At 61.8% G+C, this 25,240-nt stretch carries 17 protein-coding genes and 2 pseudogenes; 13 read left to right on the top strand and 6 right to left on the bottom strand.

The features are described 5' to 3' along the window. Positions 1-26: 26 nt before the first annotated feature. Positions 27-1,127, bottom strand: a complete 1,101-nt coding sequence (locus tag QMB98_RS06895) for an FAD-dependent oxidoreductase (protein ID WP_371684948.1) — start codon at positions 1,125-1,127, stop codon at positions 27-29. A 318-nt stretch (positions 1,128-1,445) separates the two neighbouring features. Here QMB98_RS06895 and QMB98_RS06890 point away from each other — a divergent pair, with 318 nt between their 5' ends. Beyond that, positions 1,446-4,862: a proline dehydrogenase family protein gene (locus QMB98_RS06890; protein WP_371684947.1), complete on the top strand. Its 3,417-nt coding sequence runs from the start codon at positions 1,446-1,448 to the stop codon at positions 4,860-4,862. Positions 4,863-5,076: 214 nt separating this feature from the next. Here the strand turns inward: QMB98_RS06890 and QMB98_RS06885 are convergent, their stop codons facing one another. Both QMB98_RS06885 and QMB98_RS06880 read right to left on the bottom strand, forming a co-directional pair. Then, positions 5,077-5,610 carry a hypothetical protein gene (locus QMB98_RS06885; RefSeq protein ID WP_371684946.1) on the bottom strand — a complete coding sequence of 178 codons (534 nt, stop codon included), beginning with the start codon at positions 5,608-5,610 and terminating at the stop codon, positions 5,077-5,079. Then, entirely contained in the window at positions 5,607-7,094 is a 1,488-nt protein-coding gene (locus QMB98_RS06880; RefSeq protein ID WP_371684945.1) for a PspC domain-containing protein, read from the bottom strand. Before QMB98_RS06880 ends, QMB98_RS06885 begins: the two co-directional genes overlap by 4 nt. Before the next feature lie 112 nt (positions 7,095-7,206). Here QMB98_RS06880 and QMB98_RS06875 point away from each other — a divergent pair, with 112 nt between their 5' ends. Together QMB98_RS06875 and QMB98_RS06870 are read left to right on the top strand one after the other, a co-directional pair. Then, entirely contained in the window at positions 7,207-8,349 is a 1,143-nt protein-coding gene (locus QMB98_RS06875; protein WP_371684944.1) for a PspC domain-containing protein, read from the top strand. Continuing rightward, positions 8,346-8,940 (top strand): annotated as a pseudogene (locus QMB98_RS06870) (LuxR C-terminal-related transcriptional regulator). Before QMB98_RS06875 ends, QMB98_RS06870 begins: the two are co-directional and overlap by 4 nt. A 214-nt stretch (positions 8,941-9,154) precedes the next feature. On the opposite strand, the gene QMB98_RS06865 reads toward QMB98_RS06870, so the two are convergent. Then, positions 9,155-11,395 carry a 6-phosphofructokinase gene (locus QMB98_RS06865; protein WP_371684943.1) on the bottom strand — a complete coding sequence of 747 codons (2,241 nt, stop codon included), beginning with the start codon at positions 11,393-11,395 and terminating at the stop codon, positions 9,155-9,157. A 406-nt stretch (positions 11,396-11,801) separates the two neighbouring features. Between QMB98_RS06865 and QMB98_RS06860 the strand changes: the two genes are divergently transcribed. The 7 genes and pseudogenes from QMB98_RS06860 to QMB98_RS06830 all read left to right on the top strand — a co-directional run bounded on the left by QMB98_RS06860 (position 11,802) and on the right by QMB98_RS06830 (position 19,836). Then, positions 11,802-13,619 (top strand): hypothetical protein, encoded by a 1,818-nt coding sequence (locus tag QMB98_RS06860; protein WP_371684942.1) that lies wholly within the window; start codon positions 11,802-11,804, stop codon positions 13,617-13,619. Positions 13,620-13,723: 104 nt separating this feature from the next. Beyond that, on the top strand, positions 13,724-15,397 hold the full coding sequence (gene pgi / locus QMB98_RS06855) for a glucose-6-phosphate isomerase (RefSeq protein WP_371684941.1): 1,674 nt from the start codon (positions 13,724-13,726) through the stop codon (positions 15,395-15,397). Between the two features lie 61 nt (positions 15,398-15,458). Beyond that, the gene (locus QMB98_RS06850) at positions 15,459-16,445 is read left to right on the top strand and encodes a malate dehydrogenase (RefSeq protein WP_371684940.1); all 987 of its coding nucleotides are present in this window, start codon (positions 15,459-15,461) and stop codon (positions 16,443-16,445) included. Positions 16,446-16,710: 265 nt separating this feature from the next. Beyond that, positions 16,711-17,679, top strand: a complete 969-nt coding sequence (locus tag QMB98_RS06845) for a FecCD family ABC transporter permease (protein ID WP_371684939.1) — start codon at positions 16,711-16,713, stop codon at positions 17,677-17,679. After that, a pseudogene (locus QMB98_RS06840) lies at positions 17,676-18,353 on the top strand (ABC transporter ATP-binding protein); the annotation flags it as partial. The gene QMB98_RS06845 and the pseudogene QMB98_RS06840, both read left to right, overlap by 4 nt. 56 nt (positions 18,354-18,409) lie before the next feature. Continuing rightward, positions 18,410-18,661, top strand: a complete 252-nt coding sequence (locus tag QMB98_RS06835; protein ID WP_371684983.1) for a hypothetical protein — start codon at positions 18,410-18,412, stop codon at positions 18,659-18,661. Positions 18,662-19,143: 482 nt separating this feature from the next. Continuing rightward, positions 19,144-19,836, top strand: coding sequence for an ABC transporter substrate-binding protein (locus QMB98_RS06830; protein ID WP_371684938.1), 693 nt, complete (start codon positions 19,144-19,146; stop codon positions 19,834-19,836). A 473-nt stretch (positions 19,837-20,309) separates the two neighbouring features. On the opposite strand, the gene QMB98_RS06825 is transcribed toward QMB98_RS06830, so the two are convergent. Together QMB98_RS06825 and purU are read right to left on the bottom strand one after the other, a co-directional pair. Then, on the bottom strand, positions 20,310-21,086 hold the full coding sequence (locus QMB98_RS06825; RefSeq protein ID WP_371684936.1) for an ABC transporter ATP-binding protein: 777 nt from the start codon (positions 21,084-21,086) through the stop codon (positions 20,310-20,312). Then, entirely contained in the window at positions 21,086-21,928 is an 843-nt protein-coding gene (purU, locus tag QMB98_RS06820; RefSeq protein ID WP_371684935.1) for a formyltetrahydrofolate deformylase, read from the bottom strand. The genes QMB98_RS06825 and purU overlap by 1 nt, the downstream gene beginning before the upstream one ends. A 117-nt stretch (positions 21,929-22,045) precedes the next feature. Between purU and glyA the strand changes: the two genes are divergently transcribed. Genes glyA through QMB98_RS06805 form a run of 3 tightly spaced genes read left to right on the top strand, consistent with a single transcriptional unit; the run spans position 22,046 to position 24,979 of the window. Further along, positions 22,046-23,317: a serine hydroxymethyltransferase gene (glyA, locus tag QMB98_RS06815; RefSeq protein WP_371684934.1), complete on the top strand. Its 1,272-nt coding sequence runs from the start codon at positions 22,046-22,048 to the stop codon at positions 23,315-23,317. A 1-nt stretch (position 23,318) separates the two neighbouring features. Next, on the top strand, positions 23,319-24,188 hold the full coding sequence (locus QMB98_RS06810) for a bifunctional methylenetetrahydrofolate dehydrogenase/methenyltetrahydrofolate cyclohydrolase (protein ID WP_371684933.1): 870 nt from the start codon (positions 23,319-23,321) through the stop codon (positions 24,186-24,188). After that, positions 24,185-24,979, top strand: a complete 795-nt coding sequence (locus QMB98_RS06805) for an exodeoxyribonuclease III (protein WP_371684932.1) — start codon at positions 24,185-24,187, stop codon at positions 24,977-24,979. The genes QMB98_RS06810 and QMB98_RS06805 overlap by 4 nt, the downstream gene beginning before the upstream one ends. The last annotated feature ends 261 nt before the right edge of the window (positions 24,980-25,240 follow it).

The following is a 25,240-nucleotide window of genomic DNA, read 5'->3' as shown; positions in this document are numbered from 1 at the left end:
CTGGGCTTGCTTGCGCGCTTGGCTCTCTATCCGCGCAGGATCTTCTTCAGGGGTCGGGGGTCTGCTGCCGCATCGGGGGTGAGGGGATGACCCAGGTTGCGGCGTAGTGCGACGCCGTCGGCGGGTCTGTCGATCGTGAAGCCACCTGTTAGCTGGTCGTTCAGGATCCAGAGCGTGCGTGAGCCGTCCTCGAGGGTGACGGGAGTACCCTCGGCCCTGCCGATGAAGAGGAGTTCCTTGTTCGCGATGGTGGAGAAGACATCCGAGACCAGGGGAAGCGGCTCGTCGGTTGGGTCCGTCATGATCGCCTCTGCCACGCGGGAAGCCTGATGAAGTGCTGTGTTCCAGTGGCCCCACGTGGGTCCTGTTGTCAGCGTCGCGCAGTCGCCGACGGCATAGACGTTGGGCATGGTCGTGCGGCCCCACCCGTCCGTCGTGAGGTCGAGTCCGAGCGTGTTCTGAATGGCTCCGGTTGCCTCGACGAGAGTGCCGTGTTTCTCCGGGAGCGTGTTGGTGATCGTGACCCCCATGTCCTCCAGCGCTCGTGCGATGGGTGCGGACGCTTCCTTGCCCAGGGTGGGTAGTATCGAGTCCGCGATCTCGACGAGGGTGACCTCGTGACCCTCCTGAACAAAGGATGAGGAGAGTTCGCATCCGAGCCAGCTGCCACCCACGATGGTGACGGGGCCGGTGACGGCACGGAGCTTGTCGGCATCCTCGCGGGTTCTGATCGTCAGTGCTCCCGGGAACATGTTCCGAGCATCTGCACCAAGAGCGAGCACGACGCTGTCGGACTGGTAGGCGACTTCTTCGTTTTGGTTGCTTTCTTCGCCTATTGTCTCTTCGCCGATTCCAATGCCGCTGGTGTTCCTGACGCAGACCGTGGTCCCCTCGACTCGGGAAACGGTGCCGTGAATGACCTCGTCGACGAGCTCGGACAGCTGACCGAGTCCTTCCGCCGAGAGTGGCCTGCGGTAGTTGCCGAACAACTCCTTTGTGAGCGGCGGGCGGTCGTAGGGCGGTACCCCTTCGCGATCAATGGCCCGGATGGGACCGGAGTATCCTCGCTCGCGTAGTTCCCCAGCAACCCGCAATCCGGCCAACCCGGTCCCGCATATTGTTAGCAAAAATACCTCCAAACGATACAGTAAGCGTATGGGAGAAAAGCGCGTACCGTCATCAACACTCTACGTTTTGATGACCGTGTGGATCGCAATTGTGACTGCCCTTGCTTTCGCTGTGGGGCCAGTGTTTTCAATCCGCTCCCTAGCAGTTAGCATGGTCCTTTTGGGCGGGGCGAGGCTCGTGCTCCCGACAGGTTTCGTTCCAGACATTCGCGGGCGAGTCTGGGACACATTGACACTGGTCAGCGGTGGCGCGGCTCTGCTACTCCTATCAGAATGGGGCAATGCCACAGTGGTGGCTTAAGGAAAGAAGGTTGTTGAATGGATGTCGTGACGCGGGCGGTTACAAAGGCGCAAGAGTGGTCGGAAAACGCGAGTAAGTACGCCACACCGTACGCATCGGAACTCCTCTCGAAGGTCCTTGACCACCCCGGTGGTCTGTCATACACAGTGAACTTCGTTGACGGCGTGATCCGCCCCGAAGATCCCCACGTGGTGGCAGACAAGCTCAAGGACATCTCCTCCCAGGACGCCTCGTTCCTCCCCGGATACCTCGCGACCCTCGCGAAGGGCGGAGGCGCCATCGCACCCCTCGCACCCAAGCTCGCAACGGAGGCCGCAACCAAGCTGTTTGCGGCACTCGTCGGTGACCTGGTTGCTGACGTGACCCCGGCCAAGCTCGGGCACACGATCGCGAAGAAGCGGGCCGATGGCTCAAGGCTCAATCTCAACCTCCTCGGCGAGGCAGTGTTTGGTGACGCCGAGGCCACCCGCAGACTAGCGGCCACAACCGAGCTCATCGAGCGAGACGACGTCGACTACGTGTCCCTCAAGGTCTCCTCCGTCATCGGCCACCACGCACCCTACGGTGTCGTCGAGGCAATCGAACACGCCGTCGAGAAGCTCCTGCCCGTGTTCAGGACGGCGCAGCAGCACGGCACGTTCATCAACTTGGACATGGAGGAGTACAAGGACCTGTACCTCACGAGCGAGGTGTTCAAGAAGATTCTCGATCGGGACGAATTCCTGAACTACCGCGCCGGTATTGTCCTCCAGTCCTACCTGCCCGATGGGAGGGCCGCACTCGCCGATCTGACCGCGTGGTCGAAGGAGCGTCGCGCTCGCGGCGGAGCCCCCATCAAGGTCCGCATCGTCAAGGGCGCGAACCTGTCGATGGAGCGCGTGGACGCCACCATGAGGGGATGGGAACTAGCCGTCCAACCCAGTAAGGCTGACACCGACGCCAACTACCTCGTCATGTTGAAGGATGCCCTGACGAAGGAGAACACCGACGCCGTTCACATCGGCATCGCTGGACAGAACCTCTTCACCCTCGCCTACGGCGTGCTGCTGGCCATGGACAACGGACTCGAGATCGGTCGTGAGGTCGATGTGGAGATGCTGGCGGGCATGGCCACCCCTCAGGCTCAGGCCGTCCGCGACGAGGTCGGTCCGCTCCTGTACTACGTTCCAGTGGTCCGACCCGAAGAATACGACGTCGCCATCTCCTACCTGGTGCGCCGTCTCGAGGAGAACGCAACCCCCGAGAACTTCATGTCCAATGTCTTCAACCTTGACGACGCTGCAACCTTCGAGAAGGAAGCGGAACGCTTCCGGACCGCAGCTCGTAAGGCCGAGGAGGGCATCGCGTTTGGTCCGCGCCGCCTCCAGGACCGCACCAAGGCACCCGAACCGGTCTCCCACGAGTTCGAGAACACCCCCGACACCGATCCCTCCCTGCCCGCCAACATCGCGTGGGCACGCGACATCGCGAGCCGGATGGCAACATCCGACCTCGGTGAGGAAACGGCGCACTCTCACACGATCACAACGTACGAAGAAATAGATGAGGTCGTGAAGACCGCGGAAGCGGCGGGTAAGGAATGGGCGGCGCGCCCAGCCACCGAACGAGCAGAGATTCTGCTGTCTGTTGCGAACGTGCTGGAAGCCAACCGCGGACGGCTTATTGAGGTCGCGGGTTCTGAGGCAGGTAAGGCCATCGACCAGGGCGATGTCGAGGTGTCCGAGGCCATCGACTTCACCCGCTACTACGCGTCCCTCGCGCCGGCACTGGAGAACCTCGAGGGTGCTCTCTTCCGTCCCGTGGGCACGACTCTCATTACCCCGCCCTGGAACTTCCCGATCGCGATCCCCGCCGGTGGCATTCTCGCCGCCCTCGCAACGGGCTCCTCGGTCCTGTTCAAGCCGGCGTCCGTCACGAAGCGCATCGGCTCCCTGATCGCGGAGCTCATGTGGGAGGCGGGCGTCCCGAAGGACGTTCTTCAGCTCATCAACATTGACGAGAAGGCACTCGGTGCGGACCGCGGGCTCGGTCGATACCTGGTGGAGAAGGCCGATCAGGTCATTCTCACGGGCTCCATCGACACGGCGCGCATGTTCCGTTCCTGGCGTCCCGACCTGCGCATCTTTGCAGAGACCTCCGGCAAGAACGCCATCATCGTCACCCCGCACGCCGACATTGACCTGGCGGTCAGGGACGTGGTCGCCTCCGCCTTTGGTCACGCGGGTCAGAAGTGTTCCGCGGCCTCCCTCGTCATCCTGGTTGGTTCTGTTGGCTTCTCGAAGCGTTTCCGAAACCAGCTGGTCGATGCTGTCCGCTCCCTCCACGTGGGATATCCGCAGGACCTGTCAACCGAGATGGGTCCCCTCACCGAGAAGGCCTCCGGCAAGCTCCTGCGCGGTCTGACGGAGCTCGAGCCGGGACAGTCCTGGGTGCTGGAGCCGAAGCAGATCGACGAGAAGCTGTGGACCCCGGGGGTGCGCGCGGGCGTGCAGCCCGGTTCCGAGTTCCACCTAACCGAGTACTTCGGCCCCATCCTCGGCATCATGCGTGCGGACAGCCTCGAAGAGGCTGTGGAATGGCAAAACGCCGTCGAGTTTGGTCTAACGGGTGGTATTCACTCGCTCGATTCGGCCGAGATCGCGTACTGGCTCGATCACGTTCAGATCGGCAACGCCTACGTCAACCGCACCATCACCGGAGCCATCGTGCGCCGCCAGCCGTTCGGTGGCTGGAAGCGTTCCACGGTCGGCACGGGCACCAAGGCGGGTGGCCCCAACTACCTGCTGTCGCTGGGACACGTGGAACCCGAGTTCACCCACGAGGCCGAGGGCCCCATCACCGACACGGTGCTGCGCGACGCTCACCGGGTCGCCAAGCTCATCGACACGACGAGCAGGACGAACGAGATCCTGGTCGGCATGGACAAGGCGCTGAAGGACGAGTTCCGAGGAGAGCACGATCCGTCCGGACTCGGGGTGGAGATCAATATTCTTCGCTACGTCGGATTCCCGAGGGTCATCGTGCGCTCGGGTGAGGGAGTTGCCCTCGGTGATCTGCTGGCAAGCGCAGCCGGTGCCGTCACCCTCGGGGCCGGAGTCGAAGTGTCCGTCACGGCTCCGCTGCCTCCGGCACTGTCGGAGTTCTTCGCGGACCACGAGGTCAAGGTGACGATCGAGACCGAGGAGGCGTGGCACCGCCGAGCAGGCGGCCTCTCCATCAACGCCGACGGCGTCCGCGTCCGCCTCCTGGGAGAGGACCCGGTTGCTCTGGCTCGGGCGGTCCGCGGTTCCGTGGACGTTGGCATCTACTCCGATCCCATCACCCCGGCCGGTAGGGTCGAGCTCCTCGCCTACGTTCAGGAGCAGGCGATCTCAGCAACAAACCACAGGTTCGGTAACAAGACGGACCTGCTCGAAGGCGTGCTGACATATTAGCAACGGCGTACTGACACTCGTCTTCTGGATGGATTGAGTGCTCGTCGACTGTTTGAGACAGTTGGGATGGACGAGGGCCCGTGGGATGAATCCCACGGGCCCTCACTGTCGATGGATTCTTATTTTCTGCCCTGAGTTTCCTCTGCCTTTGTGTCTATTCTGGCGTGAGGTCGTCTCTTTCTCACGGTCGCACCAACTGGTTGCGACCGGCCGGCTAGTTGTTTCTGACCTTTACGTCCTTGGCGGTGACGTCGATGATCATGAGGGCGTCGTCCACTCCCGTGATCCCAGGGCCGATGTAGACGTTCTTCTTCCCATCCATCTTCGCCCACGAGATGTTCATGTTGGCGTCGATGTCCATGGTGTTCTCGGAGCGGATTGCAACGTCTCGTGAGGAGGTGATGATGGTGGCGGTTCCGGTCGTGTAGATGGGGATGGTGATGGGGGAGGAGGGATCGAGCCAGCTCAGGTCTGCCACGATGTCTTCCTGGCGGGAGCGGACTCCCGCTGCCGCGAGTTCCTCGGTTACGGGAGAGAAGCGCAGGGGCCCTGCCTTCCTAGCAGACCGTGGCCACAGGGCCGCGATGATGAGGACGATGGCGAGTCCGATGAGGGTGAAGACGAGCACCTGGGTGGGGCTGATGTCCGTCACCACGGACCATTCCAAAGCGAGGGCCAGGATCCACAGGGATTGGAGGACGACAAGGATGCCGATGACGATGGTTCCGATGACGGGTTGCTTGGTCATGATGCCCTCTCGATCTTGAGGGAGGACATCATGATGTTCGTGTGGATGACGATGTCTGCATCGTCAATCGAATCGATGTCTCCCACGTAGTAGGTGAGTTCCCCAGAAAAACTGTTGTTTGACATGTTGCCGTCCCCACCCGATGGCACCTCTGCCATGGTGAAGTCGGTGATGATGGCGATCTTCTGATCGTCGTGAACGGTGATGTTGAGCTCTCCCATGCGGCCAATGACCTCGAACTCGCCCTCGTCGAGGTCGGTGACATCAATGTCCATGGTTCCCATGACGAAGGAGAAATCACCCTCGACGTCGGCCTGGGAGGTCGGTGCCCAGGACCCCTCACCCATGAGCACGTGATGCTCGTTGTGGGGGAGCGTTGCGATGACTCCAACCGGGATCGTGAGGAGCGCGGTGATGATGGCGAGGGCCGTGAGGCCACCGCCTCTCCTACCCGCAATTCCGTATCCGATGACCGCGAGGCCGAGGATCAGGGAAACGACGGCGAAGGTTGCGAGGACCAGGTTCGGGTTTGAGAGCGGGCTGAGGCCACGATCGATAGCGAAGGTGAGGAGCGCTCCGACGAGAAGGATGAATGCCAGTCCGAGAAGGACGACCCGGCCGCTCGCTGCGGGACGCTTCGAGCCACCGTAGTCGGCGACGTCGGCGTAGAGGTTGCTTCGGTCAAGAGGCTGGGTCTGGGCCGGTGAGGGCGCACCCGTGGGGTTCTGATTCATGGTTTCCTCTGATCCAAGGTTTGTTCCATTGCTCTTGTACGAGTGAGCACCCGCATACGAAAAGGAACCGGGCTGGTATGCGGGATCATCGCCACCCTTGTAACGATTCATGGGATCCGAGTCCGAAGCGGTTGCCGAGGGCTCGCCCGCAGTCGGTTGGAAGGCTCCACCGGACCCATAAGGTGCGCTGGATCCAAGAGTGCTGAAGCCAGGGATGCTGGTTTCATTCGTGTTGGATGCGGATGCTCCATAGGAGCCGGTGCTTTCACCGGAGGGAGTCTGCGCTGCACCCGCGCCTCCGGCGGTGGGCTGGGGAGTCGTTGCGAAACCGGGTTGTTCCGGGAAATCCTTCGTGTCCCTCATGCTGACGATGAGAGTCACGATGAGAACGATCGTGATGATGAGGCCGAGGGGGCCGAAGAACGACCAGTTGTCGTTCATGATGCTCGGTGTCGTGACCGACATGAGGAGCAGGATGCCACCAATGACAACGCTGGCGGACAGCTTTTCGTAGAACGGCTCCTGCGCGTGAATGCGGCCTTCGTGATCGGGAAGGAGCATCCAACCGAGCACGTAGAGGGTGATGCCGGCGCCACCGAAGAACGAGAGGACAACGAATCCTGCACGAACAAGGAGTGGATCGACAGTCCAGCGGGTGGCGAGCGCCTTGCTCACACCCGCCAGGGGCGCATCGGGTGGTCGGATGATTCCGAACCCCCGAATCGAATCAAAGAATCTATCTCCAGTCATGCTTCTATCTTGTCGCCTCCCGCGTAGAGAAGATATTGGGGCTCCCCTGATTAATCCCTGAGATTGATTTATCGGGGGAGCCCTGGGCCAATTGCCATGGAAGAATCAAGCCATGGAACGCTACCCGCTACGGAGGCCGGAATCAGGCAGGCTCATTCTCGGGGTCTGCCAGGGTATTGCCGATCATCTGGCAGTCAACGTGTGGATCGTTCGCGGCATTTTCGTTGCCCTCACCTTCGTACAGTTCGTTGGCGCCTTCGTCTACGTGTGGCTCTCGTTCGCGATCCCGGCCTCCCCGGACGTTCCCGACAGGGTTGAGAAGAGGTTCTCCCCGGGTACCCGTACGCGCCTCCTTGCACTAGCGGTCCTCGTTCTCGTCACTGCCCTCGGGCTGTGGGCCAGCAACCAGGTCATCTCCATCAACATCGGCATCCTCCTCGCGATCTCCTGTGTCGTCATCGGTGCGGGACTGGCGTGGACCTCGGCGGGTGGGAAGTCGATGAAGGTGCAGATCATTCGTATTTCCTCCGGCATCGCGCTCCTCGTCATCGGGGTCCTGATCTTTGCTGTTCGCGACGAGGACCCAAACACAATGCTGCTGTCCGTCATCATCGGCCTCACCGTGCTCGCGATCGCTCTCGGCGGCATGTGGCCCGCCGCCTCACGGATGGTGAAGGAACTCGATCGGGCACGTGAGGAACGCGCAGCAGAGACCGCTCGTGCCGACATCGCGGCTCACCTGCACGACTCCGTCCTTCAAACCCTGACCCTGATCCGCAATAGTGCAAGCGATCCCGCCACCGTCACGCGTCTCGCACGCGTTCAGGAACGACAGTTGCGATCCTGGCTGTACGGGGGTGAGGCAGAACAGACCTCGCTCTCGGAATCTCTGCGCACCATGGTTGGCGAGGTCGAGGACCTGTACGGAGTCGAGGTCGAGTACATTGCCGTGGGCGATGCTGAGGCCGATGAGCACAGTGCCGCTCTCCTTGCCGCGGGCAAGGAAGCCCTCGTCAACGCCGTTCGTCACGGCACGCCGCCCGTCACGTTCTATGCGGAGTTCGGCAAGAACCGAACGGAACTGTTCATTCGAGATCACGGAACGGGTTTTGAGATCGACGACATCCCGGAGGATCGGCACGGTGTGAAAGATTCGATCCTTGGTCGCGTACGCAGGCACGGCGGAACTGCGACAATAAAGAGGAGGGATCCCGGAATCGAGGTCCAGATATCTTTACCGCGAGGTGCTTCATGATTCGCATCGTCATCGTTGATGATCACCCACTCGCCCGCGCCGGCATGGCAGGCCATCACCACCGTACGAAACGCCCTTCCCGACGTGGTGCTTTTGGACGTGCATATGCCGGGAGGGAGCGGCGGAGGCGGAGCCGAAGTGGTCCGCGACTGCACCGACCTCTACCCGGGAACCAAGTTCCTCGCCATCTCTGTGTCCGATGCTGCACGCGATGTTGTTGCTGTCGTGCGTGCCGGTGCCCGCGGCTACGTCACGAAGGACGTGACGGGGGAGAAACTCGGGGATGCCATCCGCCGAGTCCACGACGGCGATGCCGCGTTCTCCGCCAGACTCGCTGGCTTCGTGCTTGACGCCTTCGGAAGTGGCGCCGGCGATGTGGCCGTGCAGGACGACGAGCTCGACAGGCTCACGGCCAGGGAGCAGGAGGTCATGCGGCTCATTGCTCGCGGCATGGCCTACAAGGAGGTCGCGAGTGACCTCTACATCTCCATCAAGACCGTCGAAACCCACGTCTCGGCGGTTCTCCGCAAGCTCCAGCTCTCCAACCGCCACGAGCTGGCCCGATGGGCGGCGGCGAGGCGAATCGTCTGACGCCCCTCAGGTCCCCACCTGCTCGAACTCAGCTCATCAACTGCTCGAAGGTGAGGTGCTGCGGGAGCAGGACTGAAAGCGCACAGGAACTGCACGAGCACTAGCACTGCAGAAGCGACACGGACAAAGCATAGGTGAAGGTTGGCGCAATTGGCACCAGCCTTCACCTATTCTCTGTTTTGCTTGACTGCTTAGCTGAGGGTCGCGCTTGCTCCTAGTCAATGAGGATGGGGAGGGACTCCGCCTTACCCTTGAACTCGGGGTCCGACACCATGTAGGTGACGTCCTTGAGACCCAGCCACCACTGATCCGTTGGGAGGCGGGTTTCCGGATCCCAGTACTCCTCCATGTGGCTCAGGGGACGGACCGAGATCTCGCCCTCCTTCATGCCGACGAACGCGCACTTGTCCTTGCCCTGGCTCAGATACTCATCGAGCGCTGCGATACCGACGTTGACGAGACGGACCGCAAGCAGGCGGTCGAAGGGGGTGGGGTTGCCGCCCTGCTGCATGTGGCCAATGACGGACTGGCGAACATCGAACAGTCCGGCTCCCTCCTCCTCGAAGATGCGGGCGAGGAAGTCGGTCGTGTAGTGCTCCGAGGCGTACTCGTTGCGAACGACTAGGTAGAGGCTGCGTCCGCGTTCAAAGGCACCGATCATTTTGTCGGTGTCGGCAGACAGCTGGGCGAGGGTGATGCCGGTTTCGGCCAAGTAGACCTGCTCCGCACCTGATGCGATCGCGCTCATGAGAGCCAGGTAGCCGGAGTTGCGGCCCATCGTCTCGGTCACGAAGCAACGGCGTGAAGCAGAGGCGGACTGCTTGATCTGGTTGAGAGCAATGACGTTCGTGTTGAGGGCGGTGTCCGCCCCGATCGACAGTTCGTTCGCTGGCAGGTTGTTATCGAGGGAGGCGGGAACCGCGATGATGGGGATGCGGAAGGCGGCGAAGCGTTCGCGCTCTTCCTTCATCTTGATCGCGGCCTCGTAGCCGTTGAGGCCACCGATGATCATGATGGCGTTGATGCCCTCATCCTCGATCGTGCGTCCCATCGCGTAGAACTCATCAATCTCGGGGATGCGGCGGCGGGTGCCGAGCTGTGCGCCACCCAGACCGGACCAGGAATCCACATCAGACCAGGAAAGGGGAACGACGTCACCCTCCACGAGCCCGGGCAGGCCGCCCTTGATCCCGACCATCTCGTACCCGCGGTCAATGCCAAGGCGGACGGCGGCACGGACTGTCGAGTTCATGCCCGGAGCGAGACCGCCCACGTGCATGAGAGCGATCTTGCCCTTCGGCTTCGTCACTGTGCTGGTCGGCACCGCGGATGCCATCGTGTCAAAGACCTGGAGCATCTCGCCGTAGGAGGAACCACGGGAAGCGACGGCGGACTCGTAGTCGCCCGTGGCCGTGTACTTCTTGACCGCACGGGTATCCTCCACGGCCTTCATGAGCGGGAGTTTCTTGATCCGGTTGCGGCTCGTGCCGACAATGAACGGCTCGGAATCGCTCTTGAGGAGCTCAACGGCCGCCGTATAGCCCAGCAGGGTCGGCATCCACCGGTCGTAAGCGGACGGGGCGCCGCCGCGCTGAACGTGACCAAGAAGCGTGACGCGTGCGCTCTCGCCCAGGCCCTCCTCAAGAACAGTCTTGACCCGGTCGGCGGTGATGGGTTCGCCCTGACGATCCGTGGCACCCTCGGCAAGGATGATGATGGAGTCGCGGCGGCCGGCCTCGCGACCCTGCTTAAGAGCCCGACACATGTCCTCTTCCCAACCATCGGCCGGAGGCTGCTCGGGAACAAACACGTAGTCACAGCCACCAGCGATCGCGCTCATGAGAGCCAGGTAGCCGCAGTGGCGGCCCATCACCTCAATGACAAAGGAACGACGATGGGATTCGGCCGTGGAGGAGATCGCGTCGATTGCGTCAATGATGCGGTGGAGTGCGGAGTCCGCACCGACCGTCATGTCCGATCCCACGAGGTCATTATCGATGGAGCCAACGACACCGGCGATGTAGAGGCGGGGATGAGCGTCTGCAACGTCGCGCGTGATCTCGCCGCTTGCCACCAGTTCCTCAACGAGCGAGGGCCACTCTGTCGCCAGCTCGTTCGTGCCGGTCAGGGTGCCATCGCCGCCAATGGAGATGAGGCGGTCGATGCCGCGGGTGATGAAGTTCTTAACCGCGTCCCTCATGCCGTCGCGCTCGCGGAAGCGATCGGAGCGGGCGGTGCCGATGATGGTGCCACCGCGGTGCAGAATGTCGGACACATCGGACCACGACATTTCCTGAATGAGATCGCCGCCTTCGACGGCTCCCTTCCATCCTTCTCGGACTGCGAAGGGCCTTGCCCCCTCATGAAGGGCGGTACGGACAACGGAACGGACTATGGCATTCATTCCCTGGGCGTCTCCGCCAGAGGTCAACACGGCAATCTTCACTGGTTCCATGTCTCTATTGTGGCCCAAGTTTTCTGCAGCGTGGGAGCCTATCCAAAGCAAGATATGGCAATATTTGAGGAATCCTCAAGGGAAACTGAAGGTAAGTCGTTGCAATGTCGACCGAATTGTCTCGATCGTCCTGACCCCACGTTGACCCGCTTCCTACCACCAAGCCGACCGACGACATCCCACGAAGTCGACCGAGCCTGGGCACGGTGGCGGCGAGAATTTCCCGCCGTACGGGACCCCAATGCTCCCGGCATCGGCACGCCCCTCAATGGCGATTATTGTGCCCTCGAGACATACCAGATGAGAGGCAGAACCGGTGGTTTGGGGAGTGGGTTGGGGAGTGGTCCACTGGCAAATGCGCGGCCTGCCTGTCCGTTTAACCGCAATGTAGGCAATAATTTGAGGCATGAGCAACGACGACCGCTTTAGACCGCAGGACAATCAGCCAGATCCAAACCAGGGGGGCCAGTACTACGCCCCTCAGAACTCCGATGGTGCGGACAGCCCGCACACCGGGGAAGGGCAGAACCTGCAGTGGTCCGGTCAGTCCCCTCACACGGGCCAGTCACCCCAGTGGCAGAACCAGTACTCGCAGAACCAGGTTCCGCAGAACCAGGGCGAGATGCCGCAGCAGGGCTCGCAGAACTTCCAGCAGAACCCAGGCACTCAGCAGGACCAGGGTTTCCAACAGACTCAGAACTTCCAGAGCCAGGACCCGCAGGGTGGCCAGTTCGGTAGCTCCCAGAGCCCGCACACCGGCCAGGGACAGAACCTGAACTGGTCCGGGCAGTCGGCTCAGACCGGCGAGTACTCGCAGGGCGGGGGATGGCCGCAGCAGGTGCCGCCCCAGGGCGCGGGCGGGGCCGGAGGTCCGGGAGGTCCCGGCCAGAACTGGGGACAGGGCAACTATCAGGGCGGCCAGCCGCCAAAGAAGCGTCGCTCCACCGCCATCATCGCGATTCTGCTTGTGCTCGTCCTTGTGCTCGTTGGTCTCGGCATCTGGTGGTGGATGGGTCGTTCCTCCCAGGCTGAAGCAGCGGACGGAGCAGCAAACCCCACGGAGGCCGCAACCACTCTCGTTGAACGCGTCAACAGTGGCGAGTTCACCACGATCTACGAATCGATGTCGCCCTCGGAGAAGCAGTACAGCTCGGCTCTGCTCTCCATCCTCATGAGCTACTCGTGGGAGGCCATGAGCGAAGAAACCGACACGGACACAGAGGATGCTCAGGAAGCTCTCACGGAGGCTCTTGACCGCTACTCCGAAGTCATCGACTACAACATGGAGATCGGTTCGATGGAGGAGGTGCCGCTCACGACCGGCATGACCGGTGTCGCCATCACCGACGGCTCCATCACTGTTGAGATCACCGATGTTCACGAGTTCTCCGTCATCACCGCCGATGTGGTGCAGGAGATGTACTCGGAGGAGCAGCTCGCCGCCATGTTCGGCGTGACCGACGGCGATGAGCTCGTCGCTCAGATCGAACAGGCCATCACCGAAGCGGATGGCGCCGGCCCCCACTCGGTCGACTTCACCGAGCTCGAACCGCTGATCCTCGTCATGGTGGAGGAAGAAAAGGGCTGGTACGTGTCCCCGATCTCCTCGGCAGTCGCCTACGTTCGCCCCGACTACTTCACTGATTCGGATGCTCGTCAGAGCTTCATTCAGCGCAATGGCGAGTTCACCATGACTACACCGACACCCTCCTCGTCCCCTGAGGAAGCGGCGGAGCGCTTCACGAAGGCACTCTCGGACGAGTCGATCACCGACGCTCTCGGTTACCTGCCTCTCGCTGAACAGCGCGGCCTCGGGCTCGGCATCTACCTGGCTGAGGCGCCGCAGATTCAGGAAATCACCTTCGGTGACCTCGTGCGACTGTCGAACATCGTGACCACCACGGTCGAGATCTCGGATCACTCCGCGCTCACGATCTTCGATGAGGTCCTCATCGACTTCAACCCGGCACTGACCGGTTCCGCCCTCCAGATCGAGCTCGCGAACGAGCAGCTGACGGTCGGCACCTGTGAACCGATCGATGCGTCGCTCCTGCTCGACCCGGATTCCCCGGTGCTCGCGTTCGCGACCGTCCATGACGAGTCGGGCTGGAACGTATCGCTGTTCGGAACATTGCTGAACGCCGCCGGAGCTGTCTCCACGGATACTACTAACATGGCGGAATATGAAAACCTCATGAACCAGCTGAATACGTGTCTCGGATAGTTCATCTATCGGACGAATGCGTGGTGGGGCCACCGAGAGGGGCCCCACCACTCTTGTGGTTATGTGAGAATTGATCCATCTATCCCTGAGTGACAAGGACCATCATGTCAGCATCTCCAATTGATCCAACGGTGACATCAGCCTGGAAGAGGCTCGAGCAGATCGCAGATGGATTTGCCCCCAACTTCCATGAGTGGTTCGCGGCAGATCCCCAGCGTGCGGACACGTTCACCTACCGGGCTGGCACTCTCCACGTCGATCTTTCGAAGTCGTACCTCAACGATGAGGTCCGCGACGCACTCGTAGCTCTCGCCAGCGAGACAGGAGTTGAAGAGCGACGCGACGCCATGCTGAGCGGTGAGCGCATCAACGTGACGGAGGACAGGGCCGTCCTCCACACCGCACTGCGCGCACCCCGCGGCGCCACCATCACCCTCGATGGCGACAATGTTGTCGACCAGGTTCATGAAGTTCTCGATCGCGTGTACGAATTTGCGAACAAGGTGCGGTCGGGCGAGTGGACCGGCATCACCGGCAAGCCGATCACGACGATCGTCAACATCGGCATCGGCGGCTCCGACCTTGGCCCGGTCATGGCCTACGAGGCTCTCAAACCGTACGTGAAGGACGGCCTCGAGGCCATCTTCATTTCCAACATCGATCCGACGGATGCGGGGGAGAAGCTCAAGGGACTCGATCCCGAGACCACGCTCTTCATCATCGCCTCAAAGACCTTCACCACCCTCGAGACCCTGACGAACGCGAAGGTGGCCCGCGAGTGGCTGCTGAGCAACCTGCCCGAGGGTACCGGTGACGAGGCCGTTGCCAAACACTTCGTTGCTGTCTCGACCGCTCTCGACAAGGTTGCCGACTTCGGCATCGATCCGGACAACGCGTTCGGTTTCTGGAGCTGGGTTGGTGGCCGCTACTCGGTTGACTCCGCGGTTGGCACTTCCCTTGCCGTGACGCTTGGCCCCGACAACTTCGAGGAGTTCCTCGCGGGATTCCGGGCCATGGATGAGCACTTCGCAACCGCTCCCGCAGAAGAGAACGTTCCGATTCTCATGGCTCTGCTCAACGTGTTCTACACGAACTTCCTGGGTGCCCCCACGCACGCAGTACTCCCGTACTCGCAGTACCTGCACCGCTTCGCGGCCTACCTCCAGCAGCTCACGATGGAGTCGAACGGTAAGTCCGTGCGTTGGGACGGCACCCCCGTTACCACGACCACGGGTGAAGTGTTCTGGGGCGAGCCGGGTACGAATGGGCAGCACGCCTTCTACCAGCTCATCCACCAGGGTACCCAGCTCATCCCGGCCGACTTCATCGCGTTCGCGAACCCGACCTACCCGTTCGTGACGGACGGTCAGGACCAGCATGAGCTGTTCCTCGGGAACTTCTTTGCGCAGACCAAGGCGCTCGCGTTCGGCAAGACCGCCGACGAGGTACGCGCGGAAGGCACCGCGGAGGCGATCGTGCCGGCACGCGTGTTCGAGGGCAACAAGCCGACGGCCTCGATCATGGCGCCCTCGCTCAGCCCCTCCGTCCTCGGTCAGCTCATTGCCCTCTACGAGCACATCACCTTCGTTCAGGGTGTTGTGTGGGGCATCGACTCCTTCGACCAGTGGGGTGTGGAGCTCGGCAAGCAGATGGCGAACGACCTGGGACCGGCGATTTCCGGCGACGAGGAAGCCCTCGCGAAGCAGGATCCGTCCACCCGTTCGCTCATCGCCTACTACCGCGAACATCGGGACGCAAGGCCCGAGAATGACAGGTAGTTTCCGCGTAGACTGAGACCTGGATAACCCGATCGGGCCCAAGTCGACATAGGAGTTGTAAATGACCAAGTCACCCGTCACCGTGACCGTAACCGGAGCCGCCGGCAACATTGGATATGCGCTGCTTTTCCGCATCGCCTCCGATGGCCTGCTAGGACCCGACGTTCCCGTGCGCCTCAACCTGCTGGAGATCCCGGCCGCGGTCAAGGCCGCTGAGGGAACCGCGATGGAGCTGAACGACTCGGCATTCCCGCTGCTTGACTCCGTCAACATTTATGACGACGCCAACCAGGCTTTCGAGGGAACCAACGTTGGTCTTCTCGTTGGCGCACGCCCCCGCACCAAGGGCATGGAGCGCGCTGACCTGCTTGCAGCAAACGGTGGCATCTTCGGTCCCCAGGGCCGTGCCATCAACGATCACGCAGCTGACGACGTCAAGGTCCTGGTTGTTGGAAACCCCGCCAACACCAACGCCTACATCGCAGCGGCGTCCGCACCGGATGTCCCGGCCGACCGCTTCAACGCCATGATGCGACTCGACCACAACCGTGCAGTGTCGCAGCTGAAGGAAAAGACGGGCACCCCCGTTTCCGAGATCAAGAACGTTGTTGTGTGGGGTAACCACTCCGCAGATCAGCACCCGGATGTTTCCTACGCGACCCTCGCAGGCAAGCCCGCACTCGACGCAGTGGAAGAGGAATGGCTCTCCAGCTACTTCGTTCCCACCGTTGCCAAGCGCGGCGCCGCCATCATCGAGGCACGTGGTGCTTCCTCCGCAGCATCCGCCGCTTCCGCCGCCATCGACCACGTCTACGACTGGGTCAATGGCACCAAGGAAGGCGAGTGGACCACCGCGGGCACCGCATCGCACGGTGAGTACGGCGTTCCCGAGGGCCTGATCTTCGGCTTCCCGACCATCTCCAAGGGTGGAGAATGGGAGATCGTCACCGGTCTCGAGATCAGCGAATCGACCCAGGCAGGAATTGACCGGAACATCAAGGCCGCCCAGGAAGAGATCGATGCCGTCAAGGAACTCGGCATCCTCTAAATAGCAATACCCAAACAAAAAGTAGCAATACTAAAAAAATAACGGACGCGCTGGCCCGCCCCGAGCAATCGGGGCGGGCCAGATCCTTGTCTAATCGACGTTCAGCACTTTGCCTCGTCCAGGTCATGGAATACTCATCTCATGCTTTGCGAATGATTCGCATTATCGTTATATCGAGGGTGTGTCCATCGCTACTCGCACGCCTCGGAGCGTCACCTCTCGCAATTCATATCGGGGCCGAACCCTAGCGATCCTGTTCTTCGTCATGATTGGACTTGCTCTCGTTGGGCTCCTCGTTGGCCCGCACTCGGTCTCTCCCTCGGACACCCTTCGCGTGCTGGGTGCGATGATTATGGGACACACCGACTTCACGGGATCGGATGCCGTGATCTCAGCGGTCCGCGTGCCACGCGTTCTCGTCGCACTTCTTGTTGGCGCGGGACTTGGCGTTGCTGGTGCGGCGATGCAGGGAGTATGCCGGAACCCGCTCGCCGAGCCGGGTATTACGGGAGTGTCGTCCGGTGCGGCAGCCGCTGCCGTCATCCTCATCGTCACGGGCGTGGCCAGTGCTCATTGGCTGGTGCTACCGCTGGGCGCGTTCCTTGGGGCGCTCGCCGCCGTCACCATCGTTCACACCTGTGGCGCGCTGACGGGTTCCATCTCCTCGCTCCTCCTTGTAGGCATCGCGCTCAGCGCTTTCCTCGGAGCCATCATCAACGCCGTGGTGGCGAATGCGAGCGACGCTGAAGATGCGAGGTCGGCCATGTTCTGGCTCAACGGGAGCCTGGTTGGTCGCACCATGAACGACGTCGCGATCAGCTTCATCCCGCTCCTCATTGGCGTGGCGGTGGTGCTGTGGTTTGCTCGTGACCTCAACCTGCTCTCCCTTGGAGATGCGACAGCTGTGACGAGCGGCATGAATGTCGGGAGAACGAAGCAGTGGATCATGGCGGGTGCTGCTCTCGCCACCGGGGCCGGCGTCGCCATCACCGGTGTCATCTCGTTCGTTGGCCTTGTCGTTCCGCACCTCATTCGGCTGATCTGGGGTTCGGACCATCGCTTCCTTCTACCGGCAAGCGCGATCCTCGGAGGAATCTTCTTGTTGGCGGCGGACACGGTGGCACGCCTGCTGTTCTATCCGATCGTGTTGCAAACAGGCACGGTTACCGCCTTCATCGGTGCGCCCTTCCTTCTCGTTCTCGTTCTCAAGCAGGCACGGAAGGGGCTGTCATGACGAACCTGATTCATAGAACACGAAACAGTGAAACAAAGACGGTCGCACCCAAGGCTTCCACTGGAGCCACCGCCGGAGTCGCCACTGGAGTCGATACGGGTCCAGGTGCTGTCGATGCACGCTCCGCTTCGGAGGCTACGTCGGTGCCTGTTTCGATGGTCACGGTTGCCCAATCGGTAGCGGAGAACGAAGACGCGAGCGCTACTCGGCCTGCTCCAGTCGTGTGCCTGATCAACGTGACCGTGTCCTATCGGCAACGAACAGTCCTACGCGGCATCTCCTCGAGCTTCGAGGAGGGACTCGTGCACGGCATCATCGGTCCGAACGGCGCCGGCAAGTCCACTTTGATCAAGGCGATACTGGGACTCCTTCGGCGTACTGGACGGATTGACGTTCGAGGTCAAGATCTGGATTCCCTGTCCGCTCGTGGGCGCGCGAGGCTCATGAGTTACCTACCCCAGGACATCCCGCCGGTGGACATGACCGGGCACGACTACGTGACCATGGGGCGTTATCCGTGGCGATCGCGGCTCGGTGGTTTGACGGCGGAGGACGTGTCGTTTGTCGAGGAAGCCCTGGATGCAACTGGGGCACAGTCATGGTCACCTCGCGCGGTGAGAACCACCTCCGGCGGTGAGCGACAGTTGTCGGCACTCTCTCGTGCCACCGCCCAGCAACCAAACTTCTCATCGTCGATGAACCGAGTTCCGCACTGGACGTGGGGCACGAAATGTCGGTGTTTGGGCTGTTGCGGCCCTGGATCCAGGAGCAACCCGGCGAAACAATCATCGCTGTCCTGCACGACCTGTCCCTCGCCGCACGCTTCTGCGACCGACTCACCCTCCTTGGTAATGGCGAGATCGTCGCCCAGGGAACACCGGACGAGGTCCTGCGGCCCGAGCTCCTCAAAAGTGCGTACGGGGTGGACGTCGATGTTCGCAGGCACGAGATCACGGGAGCCCTGCAGGTGACAGTCCTCTAACGCCGCCAGGGTTCGAGGGAGGTTCATCCCGCCAACGCCTCCATCACTGACTCTCTCGAGTCAGCGAGGAACAGAGATCGGACAGAGTATGGCTCCTAACTCTGGCTCCTCCACACGCTCCATTTTCATCAATCAAGAGAACGTTGCTCACTAACCATGAGAACTTTGTTCACCAACCACGAGAAGAAGAAAGAACAATGACAATTCGAAAACTATCGGGAGCTACCATTGCGGTCGCTCTATCACTCTTTGGTCTTGCAGCGTGCGGGACGGACGAGAGTGCTTCTGAAGAATCGGCAACGGTTTCTGAATCCACTGACGGAGCTGGGGAAACGGAGAATGAGGATTCTGTCACTGAAGATACGGACGCGGTTTCGGACAGCGACTCTCATGAAGCGACCGCGACTGGGACATGGCCGCGAACGATAACCATCGGCGATTCGAAGGTGACGATCGAGGAGGCCCCGAGCAGGATCGTAGCGGTGTCGTCGGAGAGCGCGGAGATCGCGTTGATCCTGGCCGGAACTGAGCGAGTTGCGGCGGTCCCGTCCTCCAGCCAGGCACCGCACTCGAACACTACCGATCTCGCAACGCAGGTGGATCAGACGCTACCGCCGGGAACGGATCCCGATCCGGAGCTCATCCTGTCGATGGAACCGGACCTGGTTCTCAATACTGCCCGCCACGGTGGTGAAGAGACGGCGGGTCAGCAACTCGAGCAGGCAGGCGTTCCTGTCGTTAACATCGACCCGTCCGCGTTCTCAACCCCCGAGACTGTTGCCGATACTGTGACACTCGTGGGGGAGACGCTCGGTGAAGAGGAGAAGGCGGCCGAGGTAACGACCGTGTTCCTTGCCGAAATCTCGCAACTGGATCAGACACGTGAGGAAACGGACCAGCGCTTCCTCGCGCTCATGGCCCGCGGCGACAGCGTGATGGCGATGGACGACTCCCTCATGCTTCCCGGCCTCATCACTCGCGCCCATGGAATGAACGCTGGTGACGCTATTGGGTTGACCCAGACCAGACCCATCGATGCGGAGCTGATCGCCACGGTGAATCCCGACATCATTTTCTTGGAGGACTTCCAGGGCCAGGGCGAGGAACCGTTCGCCGAGATTCTCGACAATCCCGCACTCGCCGATGTTCCCGCCGTCGCCAATGACCGCATCTAACTCATCCCCATGAGTGAGGCATCCGGAATCTCGGGACTCAACACCGCCGCGGGCTACCAGAAGGTCATCGAAGCACTTGCTGAGTAAGAGCCAAGCTAGGTAAAAGCCGGTTGGGTAAGTACCAGCTGAGTTAGAGGCGGCTGAGACAGAGCCAGCTGGGTTAGAGGTTGCCGTGTAAGAGGCGGCTGGCTCGGCATTAGCCATGTGATTCTCGCAAAGGTTGCGTCATGCGCGTTGTATCCGCAGTGCTTCGACGTCGCATCGTCCCCCGGACATTGAACTCGTCAGTTCAGTTTCCGGGGGACAGTCGTGACGGCATCTTGTCCATCGACGCCCTTAACGCTTATTCATCCGAGGTACACGATCGAGATCTCAAGAAGGAATCGTCACGCTGATAGAGCACCACGGTTGGATGGCGTTCTCGCTGCGCTACCTGGAAGCTCCGTTGTTGGCTGGCGTTCTTAGAAGCGGTGTTACATGGGAGAGCGGCGGGCGCCCCAGCGACCATCGGCTTTCGTGACCCTGATGGGGAAACTAAAGGCATCCGAGATGTGCTCACTTGTCAGGACCTTTTCGACCGGACCCTGCTGTGGGATGACTCCGTCGCGAATGAGAACGGCGTGCGTGGTGCTCGAGGGTAGTTCTTCAAGATGATGAGTCACGAGCAGCGACGTCATGTTGAACGCGGCGAGCTGATCGAGGGTATCGAGGAGCTGTTCTCTCGCCTTGAGGTCAAGTCCCGTTGTCGGTTCGTCGAGGAGGAGAAGCTCGGGCTTGCCCGCGAGGGCACGGGCGATAAGTGCGCGACCGCGCTCACCCTGGGAGAGGGTCGGCCACACGGCATCCCTGCGGTGCTCGAGACCAATCTCGACGAGCAGACGTTCTGCTAAAGCCAGCTCATCTTCGCTTGCCCGCCAGCGCATGGGTAGCTCCACGGTGCCGGTGGTGCCGGTGAGGACCACGTCGAAGACGGTGGGGATGCCGCGAACGGGGTGGCGGGGATTGACGTGCCCGATGCGGGCACGCACGTCCCGCAGGTCCACCCGCCCAATCCGGTTACCCAGAATGTCGACAGTTCCCGAGGTCGGGTGGGCGTTGGCTCCGCACAGGGAGAGGATCGTGGACTTGCCGGCCCCGTTCTCCCCGAGCATCGCCCAGCGTTCACCTTGCTCAACACGGAAGGTGACGCCGTCCAGGATCTGTACGCCGTTCCTGCGGAACGTGACGTCCTCGAGACTGATGACCGACATTACGGGAAGACAACCGTGCGTTCGCCGTTGCGCAGAACGCGACCCTCAGCGTGCCACTGCACTGCGCGCGCAAGCACCCTGCGCTCCACGTCCTCACCGATGGCCTGAAGGTCTGCGGAGCTCAGTGCGTGGGTCACGCGCTCAACGTCCTGCTCGATGATTGGACCCTCATCCAGATCCTCGGTCACGTAGTGGGCGGTCGCTCCGATGAGCTTGACGCCGCGGTCGTGTGCCTGCTGGTAGGGGCGAGCACCCTTGAAGGAGGGGAGGAAGGAGTGGTGGATGTTGATGATCGATCCCGCCATGCGGTGGCACAGCTCGGGCGACAGCACCTGCATGTACCGCGCCAGCACGATCAGTTCCGCACCGGTCTCCTCAACGACCTCGAGGAGCTGAGCTTCCGCCTCCGCCCGGTTCTCCTTCTTGAACGGAATGTGCGTGTACGGGACTCCGTAGAAGTCGGCGATGGGGCGGAGCTTGTCGTGGTTGGAGACGACGCGAGTGATGTCGATGGGGAGGCGGCCCTCGCGCTTGAGGTAGAGCAGGTCCGTCAAGCAGTGGGAGGTTGTCGACCCCATGATGATGGTCTTGATCTGACGATCCTTCTCGGTCACGTCGATCCGAGCCACGAATTCAGCCTCGAGCTTGCGAACCGGCTCGGTCAGGTCCTCGACGGTCCCGGGAATCTCTGCCTCGACGCGGAGGAAGAATTGGCCCGTGTCGGGATCCCCATACTGCTGGGATTCGAGAATGTTGCCGCCTGCGGCGACCAGCAGGCCGGAGACGCTGTGCACGATTCCGGGGCGGTCGGGGCAGGACAGTGAAAGAACGATAGACGACATGGTGCAAGAGTAGTCGGTTCCCTGTTTCAGTCGGTGGATTTATCGCCCACTGGACAGTGAGGGATTTGGGGGAGGGGTTAGTATTGGTGCAATTGCCCCGACCATGGAGAGAATCTAATGGATCTGCTTAACTCGTCGATCGCTGAGGTCGACCCCGATATTGCTGCGGTCCTGGACCAGGAACTGGCCCGCCAGCGTGACACTCTAGAAATGATTGCCTCGGAGAACTTCGTTCCCCGTGCGGTTCTGGAAGCACAGGGTTCGGTCCTCACCAACAAGTACGCCGAAGGTTACCCGGGCAGGCGCTACTACGGTGGTTGCGAGTATGTTGACGTGGCAGAGAACCTCGCCATTGAGCGTGCCAAGAAGGTCTTCAACTGCGAGTACGTCAACGTTCAGCCCCACTCGGGTGCGCAGGCCAACGCAGCCATCTACCACGCACTCGTCACCCCCGGCGACACCGTCATGGGTCTCGAGCTCAGCCACGGCGGTCACCTGACCCACGGCATGAAGATCAACTTCTCCGGCAAGAACTACCGCATCGTCTCCTACGGTGTGCAGAAGGAAACCGGCCTCATCGACATGGATGAGGTGGCGGAGATTGCTCGCCGCGAGCAGCCGAAGCTCATCGTTGCCGGCTGGTCCGCATACCCGCGTCACCTTGATTTTGAACGCTTCCGCCAGATCGCCGACGAGGTGGGTGCCTACCTGTGGGTCGACATGGCTCACTTCGCAGGTCTCGTTGCAGCTGGCCTGCACCCGAACCCGCTCCCGCACGCACACGTCGTCACCACGACCATCCACAAGACCATTGGTGGACCCCGCTCCGGCATGATCCTCGCCCAGACCGACGAGCTTGCCAAGAAGCTGAACTCCGCCGTGTTCCCGGGTCAGCAGGGTGGTCCCCTCATGCACGTCGTGGCAGCCAAGGCTGTGGCCATGAAGGTCGCGCAGAGCCCCGAGTTCAAGGACCGTCAGCAGCGCACCCTCGACGGTGCGAAGATCCTCGCCAACCGCCTCCTCGAGAAGGACGTTGCCGACGCCGGCATCTCCCTCGTCTCCGGCGGTACCGACGTCCACCTCGTGCTCGTCGACCTGCGTGACTGCGCCCTCGATGGTCAGCAGGCTGAGGACCTCCTCCACTCGATCGGCATCACCGTCAACCGCAACGCGATCCCGTTCGACCCCCGCCCGCCGCGAGTCACCTCCGGCCTCCGCATCGGCACCCCCGCGCTCGCAACCCGCGGATTCGGCGAAGCCGAGTTCACGGAAGTTGCCGACATCATCGCGACCACCCTCGTCGAGGGCAACGCGGCCGATGTGGACGCGCTCCGCGCCCGCGTCAAGGCACTGACGGAAGCATTCCCCCTCTACGAAGGACTCAACTAACTTGGTCGCACAGGTACTCGATGGCAAGGCAACCGCGCAGACAATCAAAAATGAGCTCGCAGAACGCGTAGCGGCTCTCAAGGAGCGCGGCATCGTTCCAGGTCTCGGCACAATCCTCGTGGGGGATGATCCCGGCTCCCAGAAGTACGTTGCTGGCAAGCACCGTGACTGCCAGGAAGTCGGCATCAACTCCATCCGCGTTGACCTACCGGCCACCGCAACCCAGGACGAGATCCTCGACGCTGTTCACCGGTTGAACGACGATCCGGCCTGCACCGGCTACATCGTTCAGCTGCCCCTGCCCGCAGGAATCGACACGAACCTCATCCTCGAGTCGGTTGACCCGGACAAGGACGCGGACGGACTCCACCCCACCAACCTGGGACGGCTCGCCCTGCGCGCCAAGGAACCGATCGACTCCCCGCTCCCGTGCACGCCCTCGGCAGTTCTTGAACTACTGCGTCGCTACGACATCGATCTGAACGGGAAGGACGTCGCAGTGGTCGGCCGCGGCACCACCGTCGGTCGTTCCATCGGCCTCCTGCTCACCCGCAAGGACATCAACGCCACCGTCACCCTCATGCACACCGGCACGGTGAATATGGCGGACAAGGTCAAGCATGCGGATGTCGTTGTCGCGGCGGCGGGCTCCGCTGGTCTTGTCAAGGCATCCTGGCTCAAGCTGGGAGCCGTTGTTCTCGACGTCGGAGTCTCTCGCGTCACCAAGGAAGACGGCACATCGAAGATCTCCGGCGACGTTGAACCCGCGGCGAAGGACGTGGCCGGATGGCTGTCTCCCAACCCCGGCGGCGTTGGCCCCATGACCCGAGCTATGTTGCTTGAGAACGTGGTGAGGATGGCGGAGGCGTGAGGGTCACAACCGTCAACGTCAACGGCATTCGCGCCGCAGTCAAGAAGGGCATGACCGAGTGGGTGACCGAGAACAATCCTGACATCCTCCTCCTGCAGGAGGTCCGCGCCCCCGAAGAGCTCGTCGAAGGGCTTCTCCCGGGGGAGTGGAAGGTTGTTCAGCAGGCCTCCCGCGCCAAGGGCCGCTCCGGCGTCGCCATCGCGGTGCGTCCCTCACTCGAGGTCACGGGCGCGAGGGTCGGACTCGAAGGTGATAACGACGTGGATTCTGGCCGCTGGGTCGAAGCCGACGTCACCGTGGGTTCTACGACCGTCACCTTCATCTCCGCCTACCTCTACTCCGGCACAGCCACCAAGGAGGAGGTCATGGCGGCGAAGTACCGCCACCTGGACATGGCGCAGGCACGCCTCGCCCAGATCGAGGGCGAACTGCTCATGGCGGGGGACTTCAACATTGTGCGAGGACCGAAGGACATCAAGAACTTCAAACCCAACCACAACAAGACTTCCGGCGTGCTCGATCGTGAGATGGCGTACCTCGAGGATTGGTTCTCCCGCTACGAGGACGTGCACCGCAATCTCGTTGGCGACGTCCAAGGCCCCTACACGTGGTGGTCGCAGCGCGGCAAGGCATTCGACACGGATGCCGGATGGCGTATTGACTATCAGATGGCAACGAAGGCGCTCGCGGACACCGCGACCAACGCCTCTGTTGGCAGGGCCGCAGACTACGCCTCACGCTGGTCCGACCACGCTCCCGTGACAATCGACTATGACGTGTCCAGCTTCTAGTCGCCACTCGCGTAGTCGCCACTCGCGCAGATAAATGACAAAACGACATATCGATCAGGCTCGTGGGCGGATGCGACAGCACCCGCCCACGGCCTTGTGGGATGTGGGCCAATGACGCCACGTCTCGCGCACGGGAAAAGAATCAGGGAGTGCATCCCTGCAGTTCCAGCCCTCAATCGCATCAAGTGCCTCGATCAGCCATGGTTGGGGGGTGCCCCTATGTTGTGTGTCAAGCTGCGAGGAGGGTTTCGGGACTGTCGT

Origin of the sequence: Flaviflexus sp., assembly GCF_041440645.1 — a bacterium.
Classification (GTDB): Bacteria; Actinomycetota; Actinomycetes; order Actinomycetales; family Actinomycetaceae; genus Flaviflexus.
This window is presented reverse-complemented; position numbering and strand designations above follow the sequence as displayed.

What these genes read in the sequence shown, in the direction of transcription:
- QMB98_RS06890 (WP_371684947.1), top strand. Translation starts at nt 1,446, where the DNA reads ATGGATGTCGTGACGCGGGCGGTTACAAAGGCGCAAGAGTGGTCGGAA.
- QMB98_RS06885 (WP_371684946.1), bottom strand. Translation starts at nt 5,610, where the DNA reads ATGACCAAGCAACCCGTCATCGGAACCATCGTCATCGGCATCCTTGTC.
- QMB98_RS06880 (WP_371684945.1), bottom strand. Translation starts at nt 7,094, where the DNA reads ATGACTGGAGATAGATTCTTTGATTCGATTCGGGGGTTCGGAATCATC.
- QMB98_RS06875 (WP_371684944.1), top strand. Translation starts at nt 7,207, where the DNA reads ATGGAACGCTACCCGCTACGGAGGCCGGAATCAGGCAGGCTCATTCTC.
- QMB98_RS06865 (WP_371684943.1), bottom strand. Translation starts at nt 11,395, where the DNA reads ATGGAACCAGTGAAGATTGCCGTGTTGACCTCTGGCGGAGACGCCCAG.
- QMB98_RS06860 (WP_371684942.1), top strand. Translation starts at nt 11,802, where the DNA reads ATGAGCAACGACGACCGCTTTAGACCGCAGGACAATCAGCCAGATCCA.
- pgi (WP_371684941.1), top strand. Translation starts at nt 13,724, where the DNA reads ATGTCAGCATCTCCAATTGATCCAACGGTGACATCAGCCTGGAAGAGG.
- QMB98_RS06850 (WP_371684940.1), top strand. Translation starts at nt 15,459, where the DNA reads ATGACCAAGTCACCCGTCACCGTGACCGTAACCGGAGCCGCCGGCAAC.
- QMB98_RS06845 (WP_371684939.1), top strand. Translation starts at nt 16,711, where the DNA reads ATGATTGGACTTGCTCTCGTTGGGCTCCTCGTTGGCCCGCACTCGGTC.
- QMB98_RS06835 (WP_371684983.1), top strand. Translation starts at nt 18,410, where the DNA reads ATGTCGGTGTTTGGGCTGTTGCGGCCCTGGATCCAGGAGCAACCCGGC.
- QMB98_RS06825 (WP_371684936.1), bottom strand. Translation starts at nt 21,086, where the DNA reads ATGTCGGTCATCAGTCTCGAGGACGTCACGTTCCGCAGGAACGGCGTA.
- purU (WP_371684935.1), bottom strand. Translation starts at nt 21,928, where the DNA reads ATGTCGTCTATCGTTCTTTCACTGTCCTGCCCCGACCGCCCCGGAATC.
- glyA (WP_371684934.1), top strand. Translation starts at nt 22,046, where the DNA reads ATGGATCTGCTTAACTCGTCGATCGCTGAGGTCGACCCCGATATTGCT.